The organism is Solibacillus sp., from assembly GCF_040273735.1.
Lineage (GTDB): Bacteria > Bacillota > Bacilli > Bacillales_A > Planococcaceae > Solibacillus.
The window spans coordinates 394482-410950 of sequence record NZ_JBELZM010000001.1 but is presented as its reverse complement, the minus strand read 5'-3'; the positions used below and the strand labels follow the sequence as shown (position 1 = coordinate 410950).

Below are 16469 nucleotides of genomic sequence, written 5' to 3'. Positions count from 1 at the left end.
ATTAGTCGACTTCTTTTAATATAGGTATACATTTTTGGACAAATGCACTTGTATCTTCATTCGCCTGAATATGTTGATATCCCATATTCCGCAGTTCATGTAACATTTTTAATGCGACACCTTCACCGCGATACGACGGGATGACTGTAATATGTTGAACGATTGCAGCATCATTTTCTTCTGCAATTCCTATAGCGCCTACATATTCTTCGCCATTTTTCCATAAGAAGAGTGTCCATTTTTCCTTTTGTTCATATTGTTGAATGGTTTCCATTAAGCGTTTAATGTCTTTTTCTTGTGGCATTAACGAAATTAATCCCATTGCAATTTTTTCAAGTGCTTTTTTATATCGAACTAACATTTTACATTCCCTCAATTCTACCATTGCACATCCTATCAAAAGATCGACCGAAATGCAATAACACAATTTTCCAACGTTCAGTTTGAAAATTTGTAAATTAGCGGACTAATAATGTAAATGAATAAGAGCGACCAAATCACAATTCCAATTAATAGACCGAAACCCCATTTAGCTTGCTTGGATAATTTCAACGTCTATTCACCCTTTGTAAATGCTAACGGCAAATCATTTGCCACTAAATCTTCATAGCTTTCACGTTTAATCGCTAATTGGTGCTCTCCATTTTCAACGAATACAACTGCCGGTCTTGGAACACGATTATAGTTTGATGCCATCGAATAACCGTATGCCCCTGTACAGAACATCGCTAAAATATCACCGGTATGTGCATTTTGTAATGACGCATCAATAATTAACTTATCTCCAGACTCACATAGCTTACCTGCAACAGTGTATGTACTTGTTTTTGGATCATTTGCTTTATTGGCAATAACCGCTTCATATTTTGCATCGTAAAGTGCTGGACGGATATTATCGCTCATCCCGCCATCAACAGCAATATATTCACGCACATTTGGTACTGTTTTCTGAGAACCGATTGTGTACAGTGATGTACCTGCATCTCCAACTAAAGAACGGCCTGGCTCGATCCAAATTTCCGGCATTGCTAAATTCAGTTTTTTACTTTCATCCTGCACTGTCCGAATCATGTCCGCAACATATTCATGAGGTTCTAAAGGCTTATCTTCTTCTGTATAACGGATGCCGAAACCACCGCCAAGATTCAGTACTTGTGCAGCAAAACCGTGCTGTTCTTTCCATGCACCCATTTTTTGCATTACTTTGCCCGCTGCCAAACTAAAGCCTTCTGTTTCAAAAATTTGAGAGCCGATGTGGCAATGTAAACCTAATAGTTCGATATGTTCATCGTTTACTACTTGCTTAAATGCCTCATCAGCTTGTCCATTATTTAAGTCAAAGCCAAATTTAGAATCAGCTTGACCTGTTGTAATAAAATCATGTGTATGTGCTTCAACACCTGGTGTCACTCGTAATAAAATTTTCATTTGCTGATTTTTCTGCTGTGCGATTTCTTTAATTAACGAAATCTCGTAAAAGTTATCGACTACAATACAACCGATTCCCGTTTCAAACGCCAATTCAAGCTCGGCAACCGATTTATTATTGCCATGGAAATGAATGCGATCTGCCGGGAAACCAGCTTTAATCGCTGTATAAAGTTCTCCGCCTGATACAACATCCAGCGACAGGTTTTCCTGCGCAGCTAACTGATATGCCGCAACACAGGCGAATGCTTTGGATGCATAAGCAACTTGCGCTTTTACACCTAATTGTTCAAATGTATCGATAAAGCCGCGTGAACGTTTACGAATTAACGCTGTATCATAAACGAATAACGGTGTCCCGTATTGTTTTGCCAATTCAATTGTATCTACCCCGCCAATTGTTAAATGACCGAGTTCATTAATTTGCTGTGTTCCATATAAATGCATCGTAATCTCCCCTGACTTAGCTAATCCTCGCTAATATTCTCAAAAATCACAAAATATTATATGAGAACTTTAACATAGGTGTCAAAGTGATGCAATTCATGTTTATACACGTTTTCGCTTTTTTGCGTTCACGATAAATGGCCTTGGTGCATCTTCCGACATCGGTGTTCGAATAATAACACGAGCGAATGCCTTCGGGAAAAACGGTACAAGCGGCCATAAATACGGCACATTCATCGGTTTTAATGAACATAAATAAGTGAAAATCAGGAATGCTCCTATAAAGAATCCGTTAATTCCAAATAACGCTGTTGCGCTTAATAGCACTAAACGGAACACTTTTACCGATATACTCAATTCGTAGTTCGGAATTGCAAATGTAAAAATTGCGGTAATCGCGGTATATAAAACAATTTCACTTGAAAATAGTCCAACATCGATCGCAATTTGCCCGATGATAATACCGGCGATTAATCCCATTGCCGTCGATAACGGTGTCGGTGTATGAATCGCAGCAATTCGCAAATATTCAATTCCGATATCCGCAATTAATATTTGCAGGAATATAGGAATTTCACCCTTCTCATTTATCCCGATAAATGCTAACCTATCGGGGAGTAACTCCGGATGTGTAACGAGTAAATACCAGAAAGGAAGTAAAAGAAAACTTAAAATAACCGCTCCAAAACGAAGGAAACGCATCATCGTCCCGACTAACGGCGCCTGTCGATATTCTTCCGCATGCTGCAGCAAATGGAACATGGTGACAGGGATAAGCATTACAGAAGGCGATGTATCGACCATAATCGCAATATGCCCCTCTAAAATATGGGCAGCTACAATATCAGGCCGTTCCGTATAACGCACAAACGGCAGAGGATGATATTTTTGCTTAAACAACCATTCCTCCAACGATTTGTCGCTCATCGTTAACCCATCATGTTTAATTTGCTGAAGCCGTTCAATAATCCAGTCGAGATGCTTTTCATTGACTAAATCACTCATATAGGAAAGAACGACATCTGTTTGACTATAGGTCGTTACATGGTGCATTTGAAATCGAAGCTTTTCACTTCGAATCCGTCGACGAACTAATGCCGTATTCAAAATAATATTTTCGGCAAAACCATCCCGCGAACCGCGAATAACCTTTTCATTATCCGGCTCTTCCGGATTCCGCCCCGGATAATTCCGGAATTCCGCCAAATAACAATAACCGCTCTTCGTTACAAAGCCTACACGCCCACTTAAAACTCCGAGCATAAAGTCATCAATCGATTTTGCTAAATCTACTCCGTAATAATTGAAGTGGGCATGAAAATAGTCCTGTTCGTCCAGTATTTCCTCATTTTCATTATCCCGCTGTAAATCAGAAAGTATATCCGTCAAACTGTCTCCGTTTACAAGACCGCTCACATATACCGTTAATGTAGGTAAATTTTTTACCGTAATTTCTTTAATACATAAATCAAAGTTCTTCTCTGGCTCAAATTGTGAATTGAAGAAGCCTTCTGCAATTTTCATTGATGTAAAAAGCTGATTTGTCATTTTTTCACCGCTTATTCATATTAGTCTAACACCATGGAGTAATTGCGGGTCACTTAACTTATCTGCTTAATGTAGACTGATCCATCCATGATTTCAACTGGGCTAGTATTTTCTTTTCCAATCGTGATACTTGTACTTGTGAGATACCGAGACGATCGGCAATTTCCGTTTGGGTCAAATCCAGATAATAGCGGAAATAAATGATCGATTGTTCCCGTTTCCCTAGTCTCTTCAACATGTCTTTTAATGGTACATAGTCAAAAGCAAGCTCAGACTTATCGTCACGCATCTGATCCATTAATGTAATGGAATCTCCATCATTTTCAAAGAGCTGATCATGCAGACTTGCCGGATCACGCATCGCGTCGGTTGCCAATAGGATATCTTCTTGTGAAACTTGCAATATTTCAGCCAATTGTGCTACAGATGGAGGTTTTTCATTCGTTTTTAAATAGTCATCAGTCGCATGACGAATTTTGTAATTCAATTCTCGGATAGAACGACTTACCTTTACCATACCGTCATCTCTTAAAAAACGTTGAATCTCCCCAATAATCATCGGTACTGCATATGTGGAAAATTTCACTTCGTAGGACAAGTCGAATTTATCAACCGATTTCATTAAGCCAATACAGCCAATTTGAAACAAATCTTCCAGTTCAACACCCCTTGATGCAAAGCGTTGAACGATAGACCAAACAAGTCTAGTATTTCCTTCAATCATCGTTTTTCTCGCAACTTGATCGCCTTGTTGTGACTTTGCGATTAGTTCACGCATATAAGCTTGCGTTAATAACGTTTCAGATGACTGCTCGATGTTCCCCATCCCCTTATTTCGTTATGTCACGAGTGTCCCTATTGGCAAAATTTGTTTTGTGAATGTTACGACTGTTCCTTTTCCTAGTACGGATTCTACTTGCAGGAAATCCGAAAAACTTTCCATAATTGTAAAGCCCATTCCGGAACGTTCAAGCTCCGGCTTCGTTGTAAATAATGGCTCACGTGCTTGTTCGATATCTTCAATCCCGCAACCTTCATCTTTAATTGTCACACTTACTTCCGAACCGTAACGTACCGCATAAACCGTAATAATGCCATGCGGATTATCGGCATAACCATGAATAATGGCATTCGATACAGCTTCTGATACGATTGTTTTACATTCTGATAGTTCTTCAATTGTCGGATCGAGTTGTGCCATGAAGCTTGTAACGGCAATACGTGCCAAACCTTCATTTTCACTGCGCGCCAAAAAAGTTAGCGTCATTTCGTTATCCATTGACAATCCCCCTCGCTGTGTGAAATAACTTGCTGTTCAGATGCAAATTGTACAAGATTTCCCATACCGGAATACTGGAATATTTTCTGCATCGTTTTTGACGGATTTAATAAAATTGTTTGACCATCGACAGCTCGGAGTTCTCGCATTCTGCCAAGCACTAAACCAATTCCGGAACTGTCCATAAAATGCAAATGCTCTAAATTCCAAACGAGTAATTTTACATTTCCTTGTAAAATAGCTTTCGATATATGTGTTCTCACTTTTTCTGTCTCATGATGATCCAGTTCTCCAAATAGTTGGACAATCAATACATCATTTGGATACATCGTTAAATTAAAGTTCACCTACATCGCCTCCTTCTTACATGCAAATTCGGCAAGTTCAGAAATAATCCTATCTAGCTGACAAAACTAGTGTTTATTCGTTAAAAGTAGTGCTCCTGCGACAACTAAAATCAGTATAGGTAGCGCCGTCTATTTTTAATCATTCCTAACTTGAAAAAAGAGACTGAACAGAAAGTTTTCCCTTTCCATTCAGTCTCTTATTCTTTGTTCTTTTTCAGAATTTTATACATGTTATATAGTTGCTTCGGTCAATTTCTTCTGTACATGCAGTTCCTGCTCTGATAGAGGGATGCCATTTGATAGTAATTGGCATTCTTTAAATGCATAGTGTGTGCATCCAATACATTTATTTAACTCGATATACTGGCATGCCGCTGAAATTGCGTCACTTGTCGTATTATAAAAATGTTCCTCTTCCATTAAATCATACAAGCCGCTTCGCTTTAGCATTTGCTCTAATCCAGGCTGAACATTTGTAACGAAAACTTTTCCGCCATAAGAGTTTATATTTTGAAGGATATTGCGGAAATATTCTACCCCTGTCGAATCGATATACGGCACTTTTCGCATACGGAGGATAAACACTTTCGGACGTTCCTGTATTGTATTCAGCAATGTCTGTTCAAACTTTTCAGCAGCGCCAAAAAATAGAGGACCTTCTATTGAATAAATACTGATTTGTGGACAATCGTGGAAATCCGATAAGACCTGAGGCTGCAGCTTTCCGTTCTCCCTCTCCAAATTCGGCAGCACTTTGAAAACAGTGAGGCTGTCACTCATACTTTTCGCAAAAAGAATCACCGCTAAAATGAGTCCAGCCATTACAGCAACCGTTAAGCTCATAAATACTGTCAGTAAAAATGTAATACAGAGAACAAGTGAATCTCCGGATTTCAATTTTAAAATGTGTACGAAATGATGACGTTCACTCATATTCCATGCGACAATCATGAGTACAGGTGCCAAACTCGCAAGTGGAATATGTACCGCTAATGGCGCGAGCAATAATAGCGTGATTAAGACGAAGATACCATGGATCACCCCTGACATCGGCGAAACAGCACCGGATTTAATATTAGTAGCCGTTCTTGCAATCGCCCCGGTAGCAGGTATTCCTCCAAAAAAAGGTGTAACAATATTGGCAACCCCTTGCCCGATCAGTTCCCGGTTACTGTTATGTTTGCTGTTCGTCATGCCGTCTGCAACAACCGCCGAAAGCAGCGATTCAATTCCGCCGAGCATCGCAATGACAAACGCTGGACCGATTAGCATATAAATACGTTCAAATGTAATTTCCGGTATTTGGAACTGAGGAAGTGTATTCGGTATTGCACCATATGTGGAGCCAATTGTGGCAACATGCCCCTGTAAAAAAAGCGCCGCTACAACGGATGATATAATAATTCCAACAAGGGCACCCGGCACTTTCGGTAAAACTTTCGGTGCCATAAGTATTAATACTAAGCTTATAATTGCAACGAGTAAACTATAAAAATTAACGGTTCCGATATTGGAAGCAATCTCAAGAACATTCATATGAAACTTCTCATGCTGCTCCATATTTGTTAACCCTAAAAAATTCCCGATTTGTCCGGTAAAAATAATGACGGCAATTCCTGCTGTAAAACCGACTGTAACGGGCCTCGGGATAAATTTGATCAGTGACCCCAGCTTCAAAATTCCCATCAGCAGCAGCATAACCCCTGCCATAAAACCTGCGATGAGCAAGTTTTCATACCCGTAAACGAGTACAATTCCAAGCAAAATAGGAACGAAAGCACCTGTCGGACCACCAATCTGGAATTTTGAACCTCCTAGTAAGGAAATTAAAATACCTGCGATAATTGCTGTGTAAATGCCATACTCCGGTTTGACCCCAGACGCAATGGCAAAACTCATCGCCAACGGTACAGCAATAATCCCGACAATCGTCCCAGATAACAGATCCTTTTTGAAATGGGCGAATGTATAACCTTCAAATCTTCCAGACCACTTAACTTTCATAGTATCCCTTCTTCTTATAAATATTCATAAAACAGAATTTTTATTACTCCAAGCAGTAATATACTTATTATTTTAACATATTTGCGGAATATTTAAAGCACAAAAAAAGTCTTTCACAACCCATTCCAGATTGCGAAAGACTCCCATTTTTTTGTTATTGTGTAATAATTGCTTCGATTAATTTAGGCGCTTCGACTTTTTCTGCAGAAATGTATACATGTGTATAAATCTTATCTAATACTGCGTCGACATTTTCTGTATTAGCATGGATTGTCATAAGTGATTCGCCTTCTTTGACTTGATCGCCTACTTTTTTATGAAGGACAAGCCCCACCGCTAAATCAATTTCAGATTCCTTCGTTGCACGACCTGCACCAAGAAGCATTGCAGCTGTTCCGATATCATCCGCTTCAATTTTTGAGACATAGCCAGCCTGTTTTGCCGGTACATCAAATTTGAATTTCGCCTGAGGTAAACGAGATGGATCATCAACGACCGAAGCATCCCCGCCTTGAGCAGTGATGAATTTTTTCAGTACTTCCAATGCTGCCCCGTTAGCTACAACTTCCTCCAGCATTTTTCGAGCTTCTTCGATTGTTTTTGCTTTTCCGCCAACAACAACCATTTGAGATCCTAATGTATAGCAAAGTTCATTTAAATCAGCTGGACCTTTACCTTTTAATGTATCGATCGCTTCCTGAACTTCAAGCGCATTTCCGATCGCATATCCTAAAGGCTGACTCATATCGGAAATAATTGCCATTGTTTTACGGCCAACGTTATTTCCGATTTTCACCATAGCTTCGGCAAGTTTAATTGAATCTTCAACCGTTTTCATAAATGCGCCGTCACCTGTTTTAACATCAAGAACAATTGCATCTGCACCTGCAGCAATTTTCTTCGACATGATTGAACCGGCAATTAGCGGAATGCTTGAAACCGTTCCTGTAACATCACGTAGCGCATAAAGCTTTTTATCCGCTGGTGTTAAGTTGCCTGATTGACCGATTACAGCCATGCCGATTTCATTTACTTGCTTTGAAAACGCTTCACTTGTTAATTCAACGTGGAAACCTTCAATTGCTTCCAGCTTGTCGATCGTACCGCCTGTGTGGCCTAAACCACGACCACTCATTTTTGCTACCGGAACACCGACAGCAGCTACCATTGCAGCTAATGGCAATGTTGTTGTATCGCCAACCCCGCCCGTTGAGTGTTTGTCTACTTTTACGCCTGCAATTGAAGAAAGGTCAATTTGGTCACCTGACTCAACCATTGCCATTGTTAAATCCGCACGTTCGCGATCTGTCATATCCTGAAAGTAAATTGCCATACATAAGGCACTTGCCTGATAATCAGGAATCGTGCCATCTGTATATCCTTCTACAAAGAAACGAATCTCAGCTGTTGTCAATTCTTCGCCGTTACGTTTTTTTTCAATAATATCTACCATTCTCATATGGAAAATCCTCCTTATTTCAGCTCTGATAAAAAGCTTTTTCCGAACTGCGGTGCTGCAATATTAAAATTATCTGCAATTGTTGCTGCAATATCCGCAAATGTTTCACGTAACTGCAATTCTGAACCTGCTGTAAAGCGCGGTGAGTAAACAAGTAATGGTACGTATTCACGTGTATGGTCTGTGCCAGGGAATGTCGGGTCATTTCCGTGGTCAGCCGTTATTATCAGCAAATCATCCGCTGATAATGCATCCAGAACTTCCGGTAAACGACGATCAAATTCTTCCAATGCTTGACCATAGCCGATCGGATCACGTCGGTGTCCAAAGTTCGCATCAAAGTCCACTAAGTTCAGGAAGCTGATACCATGGAAATCACGACGAACAACTTCCGCCATTTTATCCATACCATCCGTGTTGTCTTTCGTACGAATTGCTTCCGTTACCCCGTCACCATTAAAGATGTCCGAAATTTTACCGATCGCAATGACATCAAGATTCGAGTCTTTCATTTCAGCCATTGTCGTGCGTCCAAATGGCGTCAATGCATAGTCATGCCGGTTTGATGTACGTGTAAAGTTGCCTGGTGCGCCAACAAACGGACGGGCAATTACACGACCTACTAAAAATTCAGCATCCAATGTTAATTCACGTGCAATTTCACAAATTTTATAAAGTTCTTCTACAGGAATAACTTCTTCATGTGCTGCAATTTGCATAACCGGGTCTGCTGATGTATACACAATAATCGCACCTGTTTCCATATGTTCAGGACCATAATCGTCAATGACAGCGGTTCCACTGTAAGGTAAATTACAAAGTACTTTACGGCCAGTAGCTTCTTCCAACTTAGAAATCAGTTCCGCGGGAAAGCCGTCCGGGTATACTTTAAACGGAGTATCGATGTTCAGCCCCATAATCTCCCAGTGCCCTGTCATTGTATCCTTACCAACAGATGCTTCCTGCATCATGCCGTAAAATGCAGCAGATTTTTCAGTTTTATTAATTCCTTTAAGTTCACGAATATTCGATAAACCCAAATTCTCCATATTCGGCATATTTAAGCCATTCATTTTTTCTGCGATATGTCCTAATGTATTTGAGCCAGCATCGCCAAATTTATCGGCATCAGGTGCTTCACCGATACCAACAGAATCCATTACAATTACATGTACTTTCTTAAACGGTTGCATAATGCTTTCAACTCCTCTTCTTCCATTCTATTTTACATAAAACGCATAAACAAAGTAAAGGTCAGACATCCGATTTCAAAAGATTTATTTATAATAGAAAAAAGTTAAGCTCTCCATTAGTCTTACGCGATTTTGGCGTTTTTAAGCACGCGGATGGAATTGTTTATATACTTCCGATAAACGGGTCTTACTTACATGTGTATAAATTTGTGTCGTTGATATATCTGCATGCCCTAGAAGCTCCTGTACTGCACGCAAATCGGCACCATTTTCAATCAGATGTGTCGCAAAGGAATGGCGCAGAACATGCGGCGTAATTTCTTTGGAAATACCTGCTGTTGCCGCATGCTCCTTGATGATTTTCCAGCAGCCTTGTCTCGTGAATCTTTTCCCTCTCTGCGTAATGAAAAACGCATCATTTTTAGGTGCAGCGCCTAAAAGCTGAGGTCTCGCCTGTTCCAAATAATTTACACAGGCAGAAATCGCACTTCGTCCAAGCGGTATAATACGTTCTTTTCCGCCTTTACCAAATACGCGGACGAAGCCCATTGTCATATGAACATCCTCCAAGTTCAGTTCAATCAGTTCACTTATGCGCATCCCGGAACCGTACATCATTTCCAAAATGGCTATATCCCGAGTGCCCTGTGGTTTTTCGACGGATGGTGCTGTTAAAAGTGCATCAATTTCTTCTATTGATAATACTTTTGGTAAAGACATTTCTTTTTTAGGCATTTCCAAATGAACGGTAGGGTCCTGATTCGTCACTTTTTCCCTCAATAAAAACTGATGAAAAGAACGGATCGATGAAATTTGTCTCGATATCGTCTTCGATGATTTTCCTACAGACCTTAAGCTGTCCAAATAAAGCAAAATATGTTCACGCATAACTTTATCAAACTCCATGATCTGCTGTTCATGATGGATGTGACGGGCATATGCGACTAAATCACGCTTATAGGATTGTAATGTATTATCAGATAGCTGACGTTCGACTTTAATAAAATGTAGATAATCTTCTATTGAATCTTTTAAAGCTTGCATATTAATCGCCCCTCTTGCATTCTATACATTTATATTACCATTTTCGTACAATTGAAGTGACGTTTTATCCTTCGTTCATTCATTTTTTCAGTGAAGTACAGCTTTCACATATGATATCATCCCATTTACAAAATGCACTATATACGGTATTCTTGAAAGTAAAACGTGACAGATCGAGGTGATAATTTGGGATCGACAAACTAAAAATCGGAGAGCTTGCTACAGCAACTGGCGTGACAAAACGAACAATTGATTATTATACGAATTTGGGCCTTCTAAAAGTTGAACGTTCGGCATCCAATTATCGCTACTATGATAAAGAGATGATTGAACGTATACACTGGATTGAGGAGCAGAAGAATCTTGGCAAGTGCCTCGAAGAAATTCACCGCTCACTTGGCCCTTCAAAAGAGGAACCCGAAGAAATCGATATTCAGGATATTCGTTTGCAAATGCGCAAGCTTGAACATGATGTAACGGTATTAATGGAACATTTAGATGACAAAGAACGGCAGAAACTCCGTAAAAAAGTTTCGCCTGAAAGTGTTGCACTCATGCAATCACTATTATTAATTTTAAATAACTAGGAGGTGAACGTTCTACTTCGTGAGTAGGACGCTCGTTTGACCACAATCATTAACTTAATTATTTTCGCGGTTTTAATCGCTTTTACGGCCTTTTTTGTTGCAACGGAATTTGCGATCGTAAAAGTACGTCAATCCCGTATTGACCAACTTGTAGCTGAGGGTAAAGCCGGTTCCATTTCAGCTAAAAATGTAACATCCCACCTTGATGAATATTTATCGGCATGTCAATTAGGTATTACGGTAACAGCGCTAGGGATCGGTATGGTCGGTGAATCCACATTTGAGTTTATACTTCACCCACTATTTGAATCGATTGGAATTGGCACAGAATATATTCATTGGTTTACATTGGGTGGCGCATTCTTTTTAGCGACATTCTTCCACGTAGTAGTAGGTGAACTTGCACCTAAAACAATTGCCATCCAAAAAGCGGAAGCTATTACACTGGCATTCGCAAAGCCTATACAATTATTCTATAAACTTATGTTCCCATTAATCTGGCTGTTAAATGGTTCAGCACGTTTATTATTAAAATTGTTCGGGATGCGACCAGCGAGCGAACATGAACTCTCTCATACGGAAGAGGAATTGCGCCTGCTTCTATCGGAGAGCTATAAATCCGGCGAGATCAATGTAAACGAATTAAAATATGTAAACAATGTATTTGAATTCGATGATAAAATCGCTCGCGAAATTATGGTTCCCCGTACAGATATTGTTGGCTTTGATGTAACTGCAACGTTCGAAGAAGTTTTAACACAAGTTTCAGAGGAACGCTATACACGCTACCCGGTTTACGATGGGGACCGCGACAATATATTAGGTTTTTTAAACATTAAAGACTTTTTAACACTCGGTATGAATAATCGAATCAATCCGGCAACGTTTAAATTGGAAGACTATATTAATCCGGTCGTTCGCACAATTGAAACTACACCGATTCAAAGTTTGCTTCAAATTATGCAGAAAAAGCGTATTCACATTGCGATTCTACTTGATGAATATGGCGGAACGAGCGGTATGATTACCGTAGAAGATATTTTGGAAGAACTTGTCGGTGAAATTCGCGATGAGTTTGACGATGATGAAGTTTCAGATATTCGTAAAATCGGTGAAGACCATTATTTAGTCTATTCAAAAGTATTGCTTGAAGATGTTTCTAAACTGCTGTTTCTTGATATTGAAGAATCGAATGTTGATACAATCGGGGGCTGGTACTTCACAAACATGCCTGACCTGAATATTGAGGATACATTTATTTTCGAAAACTATGCATTTAAAATCCATGAAATTGATGGCCACCAGCTGCAATTTTTAGAAATCAAAAAAATGCACGATCTAATAGAACAGTAGCCGTTTTAACAAGATAGTTTCCATCTGTATGCACGTTCTCCTGAAAGCTGAATTACGATTGTATGAAACTCTTAACGTTTTAATTTAAGGGATTCGGGAATAACACTAGTATTCATACAAAGGAGAGTGTATATATATGGCAGTTATCAAATCAGTAGAAAACGGTGTGCAGGCAAAATCAGTAATCGAATCATTTATTAACGAAGGTTATGATCGCGATCATATTCATGTTTTCGCAAACAGCAATAAACGCGCGGAAGATATTGCCGACTTTTTCAATGTTGATGCGAGCAAAACTCCTGAAACAACGGAAAATGACAAAGGCTTACTGGCTTCGATTAAAAACTTCTTCCAAAGTACTCCGGAAGATTTGCACCATCAGCTTGCTGACATCGGTGTAGGCGAAAGTGAACATGCCACTGCAAAGAATGATCTGGATGCAGGTAAGATTCTAATTGTTGCCCATCATCCGGGAAAATAAATAATATCTAAAACTCTATTTCCCTCAACCGAGGGAAATAGAGTTTTTTTGTGCATATGCTCGCCTGCCCATTATAATTATCCGGCAAAAGCAAAATAGGGCGCAAAAAAAGAACAGCAAAATATGCTGTCCCTTTTTTGATTATAGATTATGCATTGCTGTCTCCAGAGTTGTCATTATTATCATGACAACGCCAGCAGATGCCATGGAATGTCAGACGGTGATCTTTGATTATAAAGTTCCAACGTTTCTCCACAATTTCTTCTACATCTTCTAGTAAATCTTCTTGAATTTCATCTACTGCGCCACATTCGATACAAACTAGATGATGATGGAAATGCTTCGCGCCCTCTTGACGTAAATCATAACGGGACACCCCATCACCAAAATTAATTTTATCGACAATTTTCAGCTCTGTTAAAAGCTCCAATGTACGGTATACAGTAGCTAGTCCAATCTCTGGTGCTTTTTCTTTTACTAATAAGTAAACATCCTCAGCACTTAAATGATCTTCCTCATGCTCCAGTAAAACCGCTACTGTTGCTTCTCGCTGTGGCGTCAGCTTATAGCTCGCACTATGCAGTTGCTTTTTAATTCGATCAATACGGCTCTCCATATGTGACGCCCTCCTAAACTCTTTTCATTATACCAAATGAGTAAATCTCATTACAAGACAATGATTATTTAAATAAATAAGTAATTGCTAAATTTTCGACTCCAAAAACAATTACCATCACGACTATCAGGAAAATGATCTTATTCCATGGCATTACCGTTTTCAATGCTCGTCTACTCGTAGTTTTAGTAGTTATTTGATAGAGCATAATTAATAATACACAATAGATTAACTGAAATGGAAACCACCAAAATGCATAGAGTTTAATAGATTCATGCTGTACAAGTAAATACACCGAGCTAAAGCCTAAAAATGTTACTTTTATTGCAATAAAGATAAGGCCTATACGTGGCAAATATTTATGTGTCGAAAAGAATAATACAATACTTAAGGCAACTATGAAAGGAACTACACTCCAAAGCAATTCAGGTTTTTCCATTTGGAGCAGTCTACGATCACTGTATTTAATAATTTGCTGCACTTGTTCAATATCGAATAACTGATAACAAACCACACCACAAATGAAACATACGACGATCATCGAAGTATATTGAATATATAGATATTTACGCATTTGGACGCCTCCTTGTCCATACAACTTATGCACATAAATTGTCCTTATGCGTAAACAATTATTGATTTAATTTCATTTTTAACTTCAGCCATAAAATCGCAAATGCTGTTTTGGCATCGTAAATACGGCCGTCTGTAACCATCGCTTCTGCTTCTTCCAGTGATACTTCCATTAACTCTACAAATTCATCTTCGTCTAATTCAACAGGAATGTCTAATTTTTTTAACTTTTCTGCTACGTAAATATGAATAATTTCATCCGCAAATCCGGGTGAAGTAGCGAAAGCCTGAATAAATTCGAAATGATCAGACGTATACCCTGTCTCTTCCTCTAGTTCGCGGCGGGCCGTTACAATAGGCTCCTCCCCTTTTTCCAGCTTACCGGCAGGAATTTCCACAATGGAACGTTCAAGAGCTTTACGGTACTGCTCAACAAGTAAAATTTTATTGTTTTCCGTGATGGCAATTACTGCAACTGCTCCTGGATGATTAATAATTTCACGCTTCCCTGTTTCACCATTCGGAAGCGATACATCGTCTACTTTTAATGAAATAACCTTCCCGGAATAGATGGGTTGGGATTGAATAGTTTTTTCTTCGAATTTTTTCATGACCATGCCTCCACTTGTTCTCTTGCTTATATTCATTGTACCATTAGTAAGAGCTTTTCTAAAATATTGAACCAGGGAGGAATTAACATGAAAAAACGACAATTAGGGACAAGCAATCTTCATATTTCTGAAATTAGTTTAGGCTGTATGTCATTACCTCCAAATCCAGCAGAAGCAGAAGAGGTCATTCATGCTGCAATTGATGCAGGCATTAATTATTTTGATACCGCCGATCTGTATAATCAGGGGGAAAATGAAAAAGTTGTTGGCGCGGCACTGAAGCATCACCGCAACAATATTTATCTGGCTTCTAAAGTCGGGAATCGTTGGGAAGAAGGAAAAGACGGTTGGAGCTGGGATACATCCGCAAATTATATTAATAAAGCGGTCCGCGACAGCCTGCAACGACTACAGACAGATTACTTGGATCTTTACCAGTTACATGGCGGTACGACCGAAGATAATTGGGAAGAAATTACCGACACATTTGAAAGTCTGAAAAAAGAAGGACTTATTCGCGAATATGGCATTTCCTCTATCCGACCGAATGTTTTCATGCCATATCTGCAAAACAGTAATGCAATCAGCAATATGATGCAGTTTAATATTTTTGATGAACGTGCAAGCGAATTTTTCGACCAGATTCAACAGACTGGTGCTTCTGTCGTAACACGCGGATCGATTGCAAAAGGCTTGCTGACGAATGAATGGCGCACACGCTTAAAGTCCTATATGAGCTATGATGAAGCGGCAGCAAAAGATGTGCTGCAAAAAATTGAACAGCAATTCGGTGATGTTCATGCAACTGCCCTCGCTTTCAATTTACAATACCCAACGGTTGCTTCAACAGTTATTGGGGCGCGTACGGTCATGCAACTCCAGCAAAATCTTGATGCGTACGAAAAAGCGCAAACACTGCAAAATATTTCGGAGATCGACAGCTGGACAAAAACCGACCGTTATACCGAGCATAGATGAAAAAGTGGATTGTTCTCGTAATCATAGGAATAATCGTTGTCATGGTAATGTCAAATATGAGCTATGAACAGCAAACGATTGTTCCCGCGTTAAAGGATCTATTAAAAGACAAACCTTTTGAAGCATGGTTAAGTCAGTTTGAAATTCCATATTGGGGAAAAATTATATCGGTTGAAACACGAGGCTATTTTCAATTCCTTGAGTTTCTTATCCGGAAAGCAACCCATTTCTTCGGATACGGTTTATTAGCGGTTCTATTTTATACCTTATACCGAAAACTGAAGTGGCACTTTCCAATCGTTCTTGCCTTTGTGACAGCCGTAATAATTGCAAGCCTCGATGAATACCGCCAAAGTATGATTCCGGGTCGCAGCGGCCTCGTAGAAGATGTCATACTCGATGCATGTGGTGCATTAACATTGTTGGTGTTCGCAAAACTTATTATTGTTGTATTCAAAAAAGATAGCACACGAATATAAGTGTGCTATCTTTTCATATTTGTTAAGCTTCCATATGGGTCG

General features: G+C 39.4%; 18 protein-coding genes. 5 read left to right on the top strand and 13 right to left on the bottom strand.

Going from position 1 to position 16469, the window contains the following annotated elements:
* Position 1: 1 nt before the first annotated feature.
* The 10 genes from ABS917_RS02025 to xerD all read right to left on the bottom strand — a co-directional run bounded on the left by ABS917_RS02025 (position 2) and on the right by xerD (position 10749).
* Positions 2-361 carry a GNAT family N-acetyltransferase gene (locus ABS917_RS02025; RefSeq protein WP_350477438.1) on the bottom strand — a complete coding sequence of 120 codons (360 nt, stop codon included), beginning with the start codon at positions 359-361 and terminating at the stop codon, positions 2-4.
* 194 nt (positions 362-555) lie between these two features.
* On the bottom strand, positions 556-1875 hold the full coding sequence (lysA, locus tag ABS917_RS02020) for a diaminopimelate decarboxylase (RefSeq protein WP_350477437.1): 1320 nt from the start codon (positions 1873-1875) through the stop codon (positions 556-558).
* Between the two features lie 102 nt (positions 1876-1977).
* On the bottom strand, positions 1978-3423 hold the full coding sequence (locus tag ABS917_RS02015) for a spore germination protein (protein ID WP_350477436.1): 1446 nt from the start codon (positions 3421-3423) through the stop codon (positions 1978-1980).
* A 58-nt stretch (positions 3424-3481) separates the two neighbouring features.
* Positions 3482-4249 carry a SigF/SigG family RNA polymerase sporulation sigma factor gene (locus tag ABS917_RS02010; RefSeq protein WP_008408085.1) on the bottom strand — a complete coding sequence of 256 codons (768 nt, stop codon included), beginning with the start codon at positions 4247-4249 and terminating at the stop codon, positions 3482-3484.
* 12 nt (positions 4250-4261) lie between these two features.
* Positions 4262-4702: an anti-sigma F factor gene (gene spoIIAB, locus ABS917_RS02005; protein ID WP_079525739.1), complete on the bottom strand. Its 441-nt coding sequence runs from the start codon at positions 4700-4702 to the stop codon at positions 4262-4264.
* Entirely contained in the window at positions 4687-5049 is a 363-nt protein-coding gene (locus tag ABS917_RS02000; protein ID WP_350477435.1) for an STAS domain-containing protein, read from the bottom strand. Before ABS917_RS02000 ends, spoIIAB begins: the two co-directional genes overlap by 16 nt.
* 231 nt (positions 5050-5280) lie before the next feature.
* Positions 5281-7053 (bottom strand): SulP family inorganic anion transporter, encoded by a 1773-nt coding sequence (locus ABS917_RS01995; RefSeq protein WP_350477434.1) that lies wholly within the window; start codon positions 7051-7053, stop codon positions 5281-5283.
* A gap of 154 nt (positions 7054-7207) precedes the next feature.
* A complete protein-coding gene (locus ABS917_RS01990; protein ID WP_350477433.1) occupies positions 7208-8512 on the bottom strand; it encodes a pyrimidine-nucleoside phosphorylase in 1305 nt (434 codons plus the stop codon).
* A 14-nt stretch (positions 8513-8526) separates the two neighbouring features.
* A complete protein-coding gene (gene deoB, locus ABS917_RS01985; RefSeq protein ID WP_350477432.1) occupies positions 8527-9705 on the bottom strand; it encodes a phosphopentomutase in 1179 nt (392 codons plus the stop codon).
* Positions 9706-9846: 141 nt separating this feature from the next.
* On the bottom strand, positions 9847-10749 hold the full coding sequence (xerD, locus tag ABS917_RS01980; RefSeq protein ID WP_350477431.1) for a site-specific tyrosine recombinase XerD: 903 nt from the start codon (positions 10747-10749) through the stop codon (positions 9847-9849).
* Positions 10750-10982: 233 nt separating this feature from the next.
* Here xerD and ABS917_RS01975 point away from each other — a divergent pair, with 233 nt between their 5' ends.
* From ABS917_RS01975 to ABS917_RS01965, 3 genes are all read left to right on the top strand, one after another.
* The gene (locus ABS917_RS01975) at positions 10983-11336 is read left to right on the top strand and encodes a MerR family transcriptional regulator (protein ID WP_483316041.1); all 354 of its coding nucleotides are present in this window, start codon (positions 10983-10985) and stop codon (positions 11334-11336) included.
* Positions 11337-11372: 36 nt separating this feature from the next.
* Positions 11373-12689, top strand: a complete 1317-nt coding sequence (locus tag ABS917_RS01970; RefSeq protein ID WP_350477430.1) for a hemolysin family protein — start codon at positions 11373-11375, stop codon at positions 12687-12689.
* A gap of 136 nt (positions 12690-12825) precedes the next feature.
* Positions 12826-13170 carry a YflT domain-containing protein gene (locus ABS917_RS01965; RefSeq protein ID WP_350477429.1) on the top strand — a complete coding sequence of 115 codons (345 nt, stop codon included), beginning with the start codon at positions 12826-12828 and terminating at the stop codon, positions 13168-13170.
* Between the two features lie 148 nt (positions 13171-13318).
* On the opposite strand, the gene fur is transcribed toward ABS917_RS01965, so the two are convergent.
* From fur to ABS917_RS01950, 3 genes are all read right to left on the bottom strand, one after another.
* Positions 13319-13786 (bottom strand): ferric iron uptake transcriptional regulator, encoded by a 468-nt coding sequence (gene fur, locus ABS917_RS01960; RefSeq protein WP_079525722.1) that lies wholly within the window; start codon positions 13784-13786, stop codon positions 13319-13321.
* A 64-nt stretch (positions 13787-13850) separates the two neighbouring features.
* On the bottom strand, positions 13851-14360 hold the full coding sequence (locus tag ABS917_RS01955; RefSeq protein WP_350477428.1) for a hypothetical protein: 510 nt from the start codon (positions 14358-14360) through the stop codon (positions 13851-13853).
* 58 nt (positions 14361-14418) lie between these two features.
* Complete coding sequence (locus ABS917_RS01950) at positions 14419-14970, bottom strand: NUDIX domain-containing protein (RefSeq protein ID WP_350477427.1); 552 nt, start codon at positions 14968-14970, stop codon at positions 14419-14421.
* 87 nt (positions 14971-15057) lie between these two features.
* Here ABS917_RS01950 and ABS917_RS01945 point away from each other — a divergent pair, with 87 nt between their 5' ends.
* A complete protein-coding gene (locus tag ABS917_RS01945) occupies positions 15058-15948 on the top strand; it encodes an aldo/keto reductase (RefSeq protein WP_350477426.1) in 891 nt (296 codons plus the stop codon).
* A complete protein-coding gene (locus ABS917_RS01940) occupies positions 15945-16427 on the top strand; it encodes a VanZ family protein (protein ID WP_350477425.1) in 483 nt (160 codons plus the stop codon). The genes ABS917_RS01945 and ABS917_RS01940 overlap by 4 nt, the downstream gene beginning before the upstream one ends.
* Positions 16428-16469 lie beyond the last annotated feature (42 nt).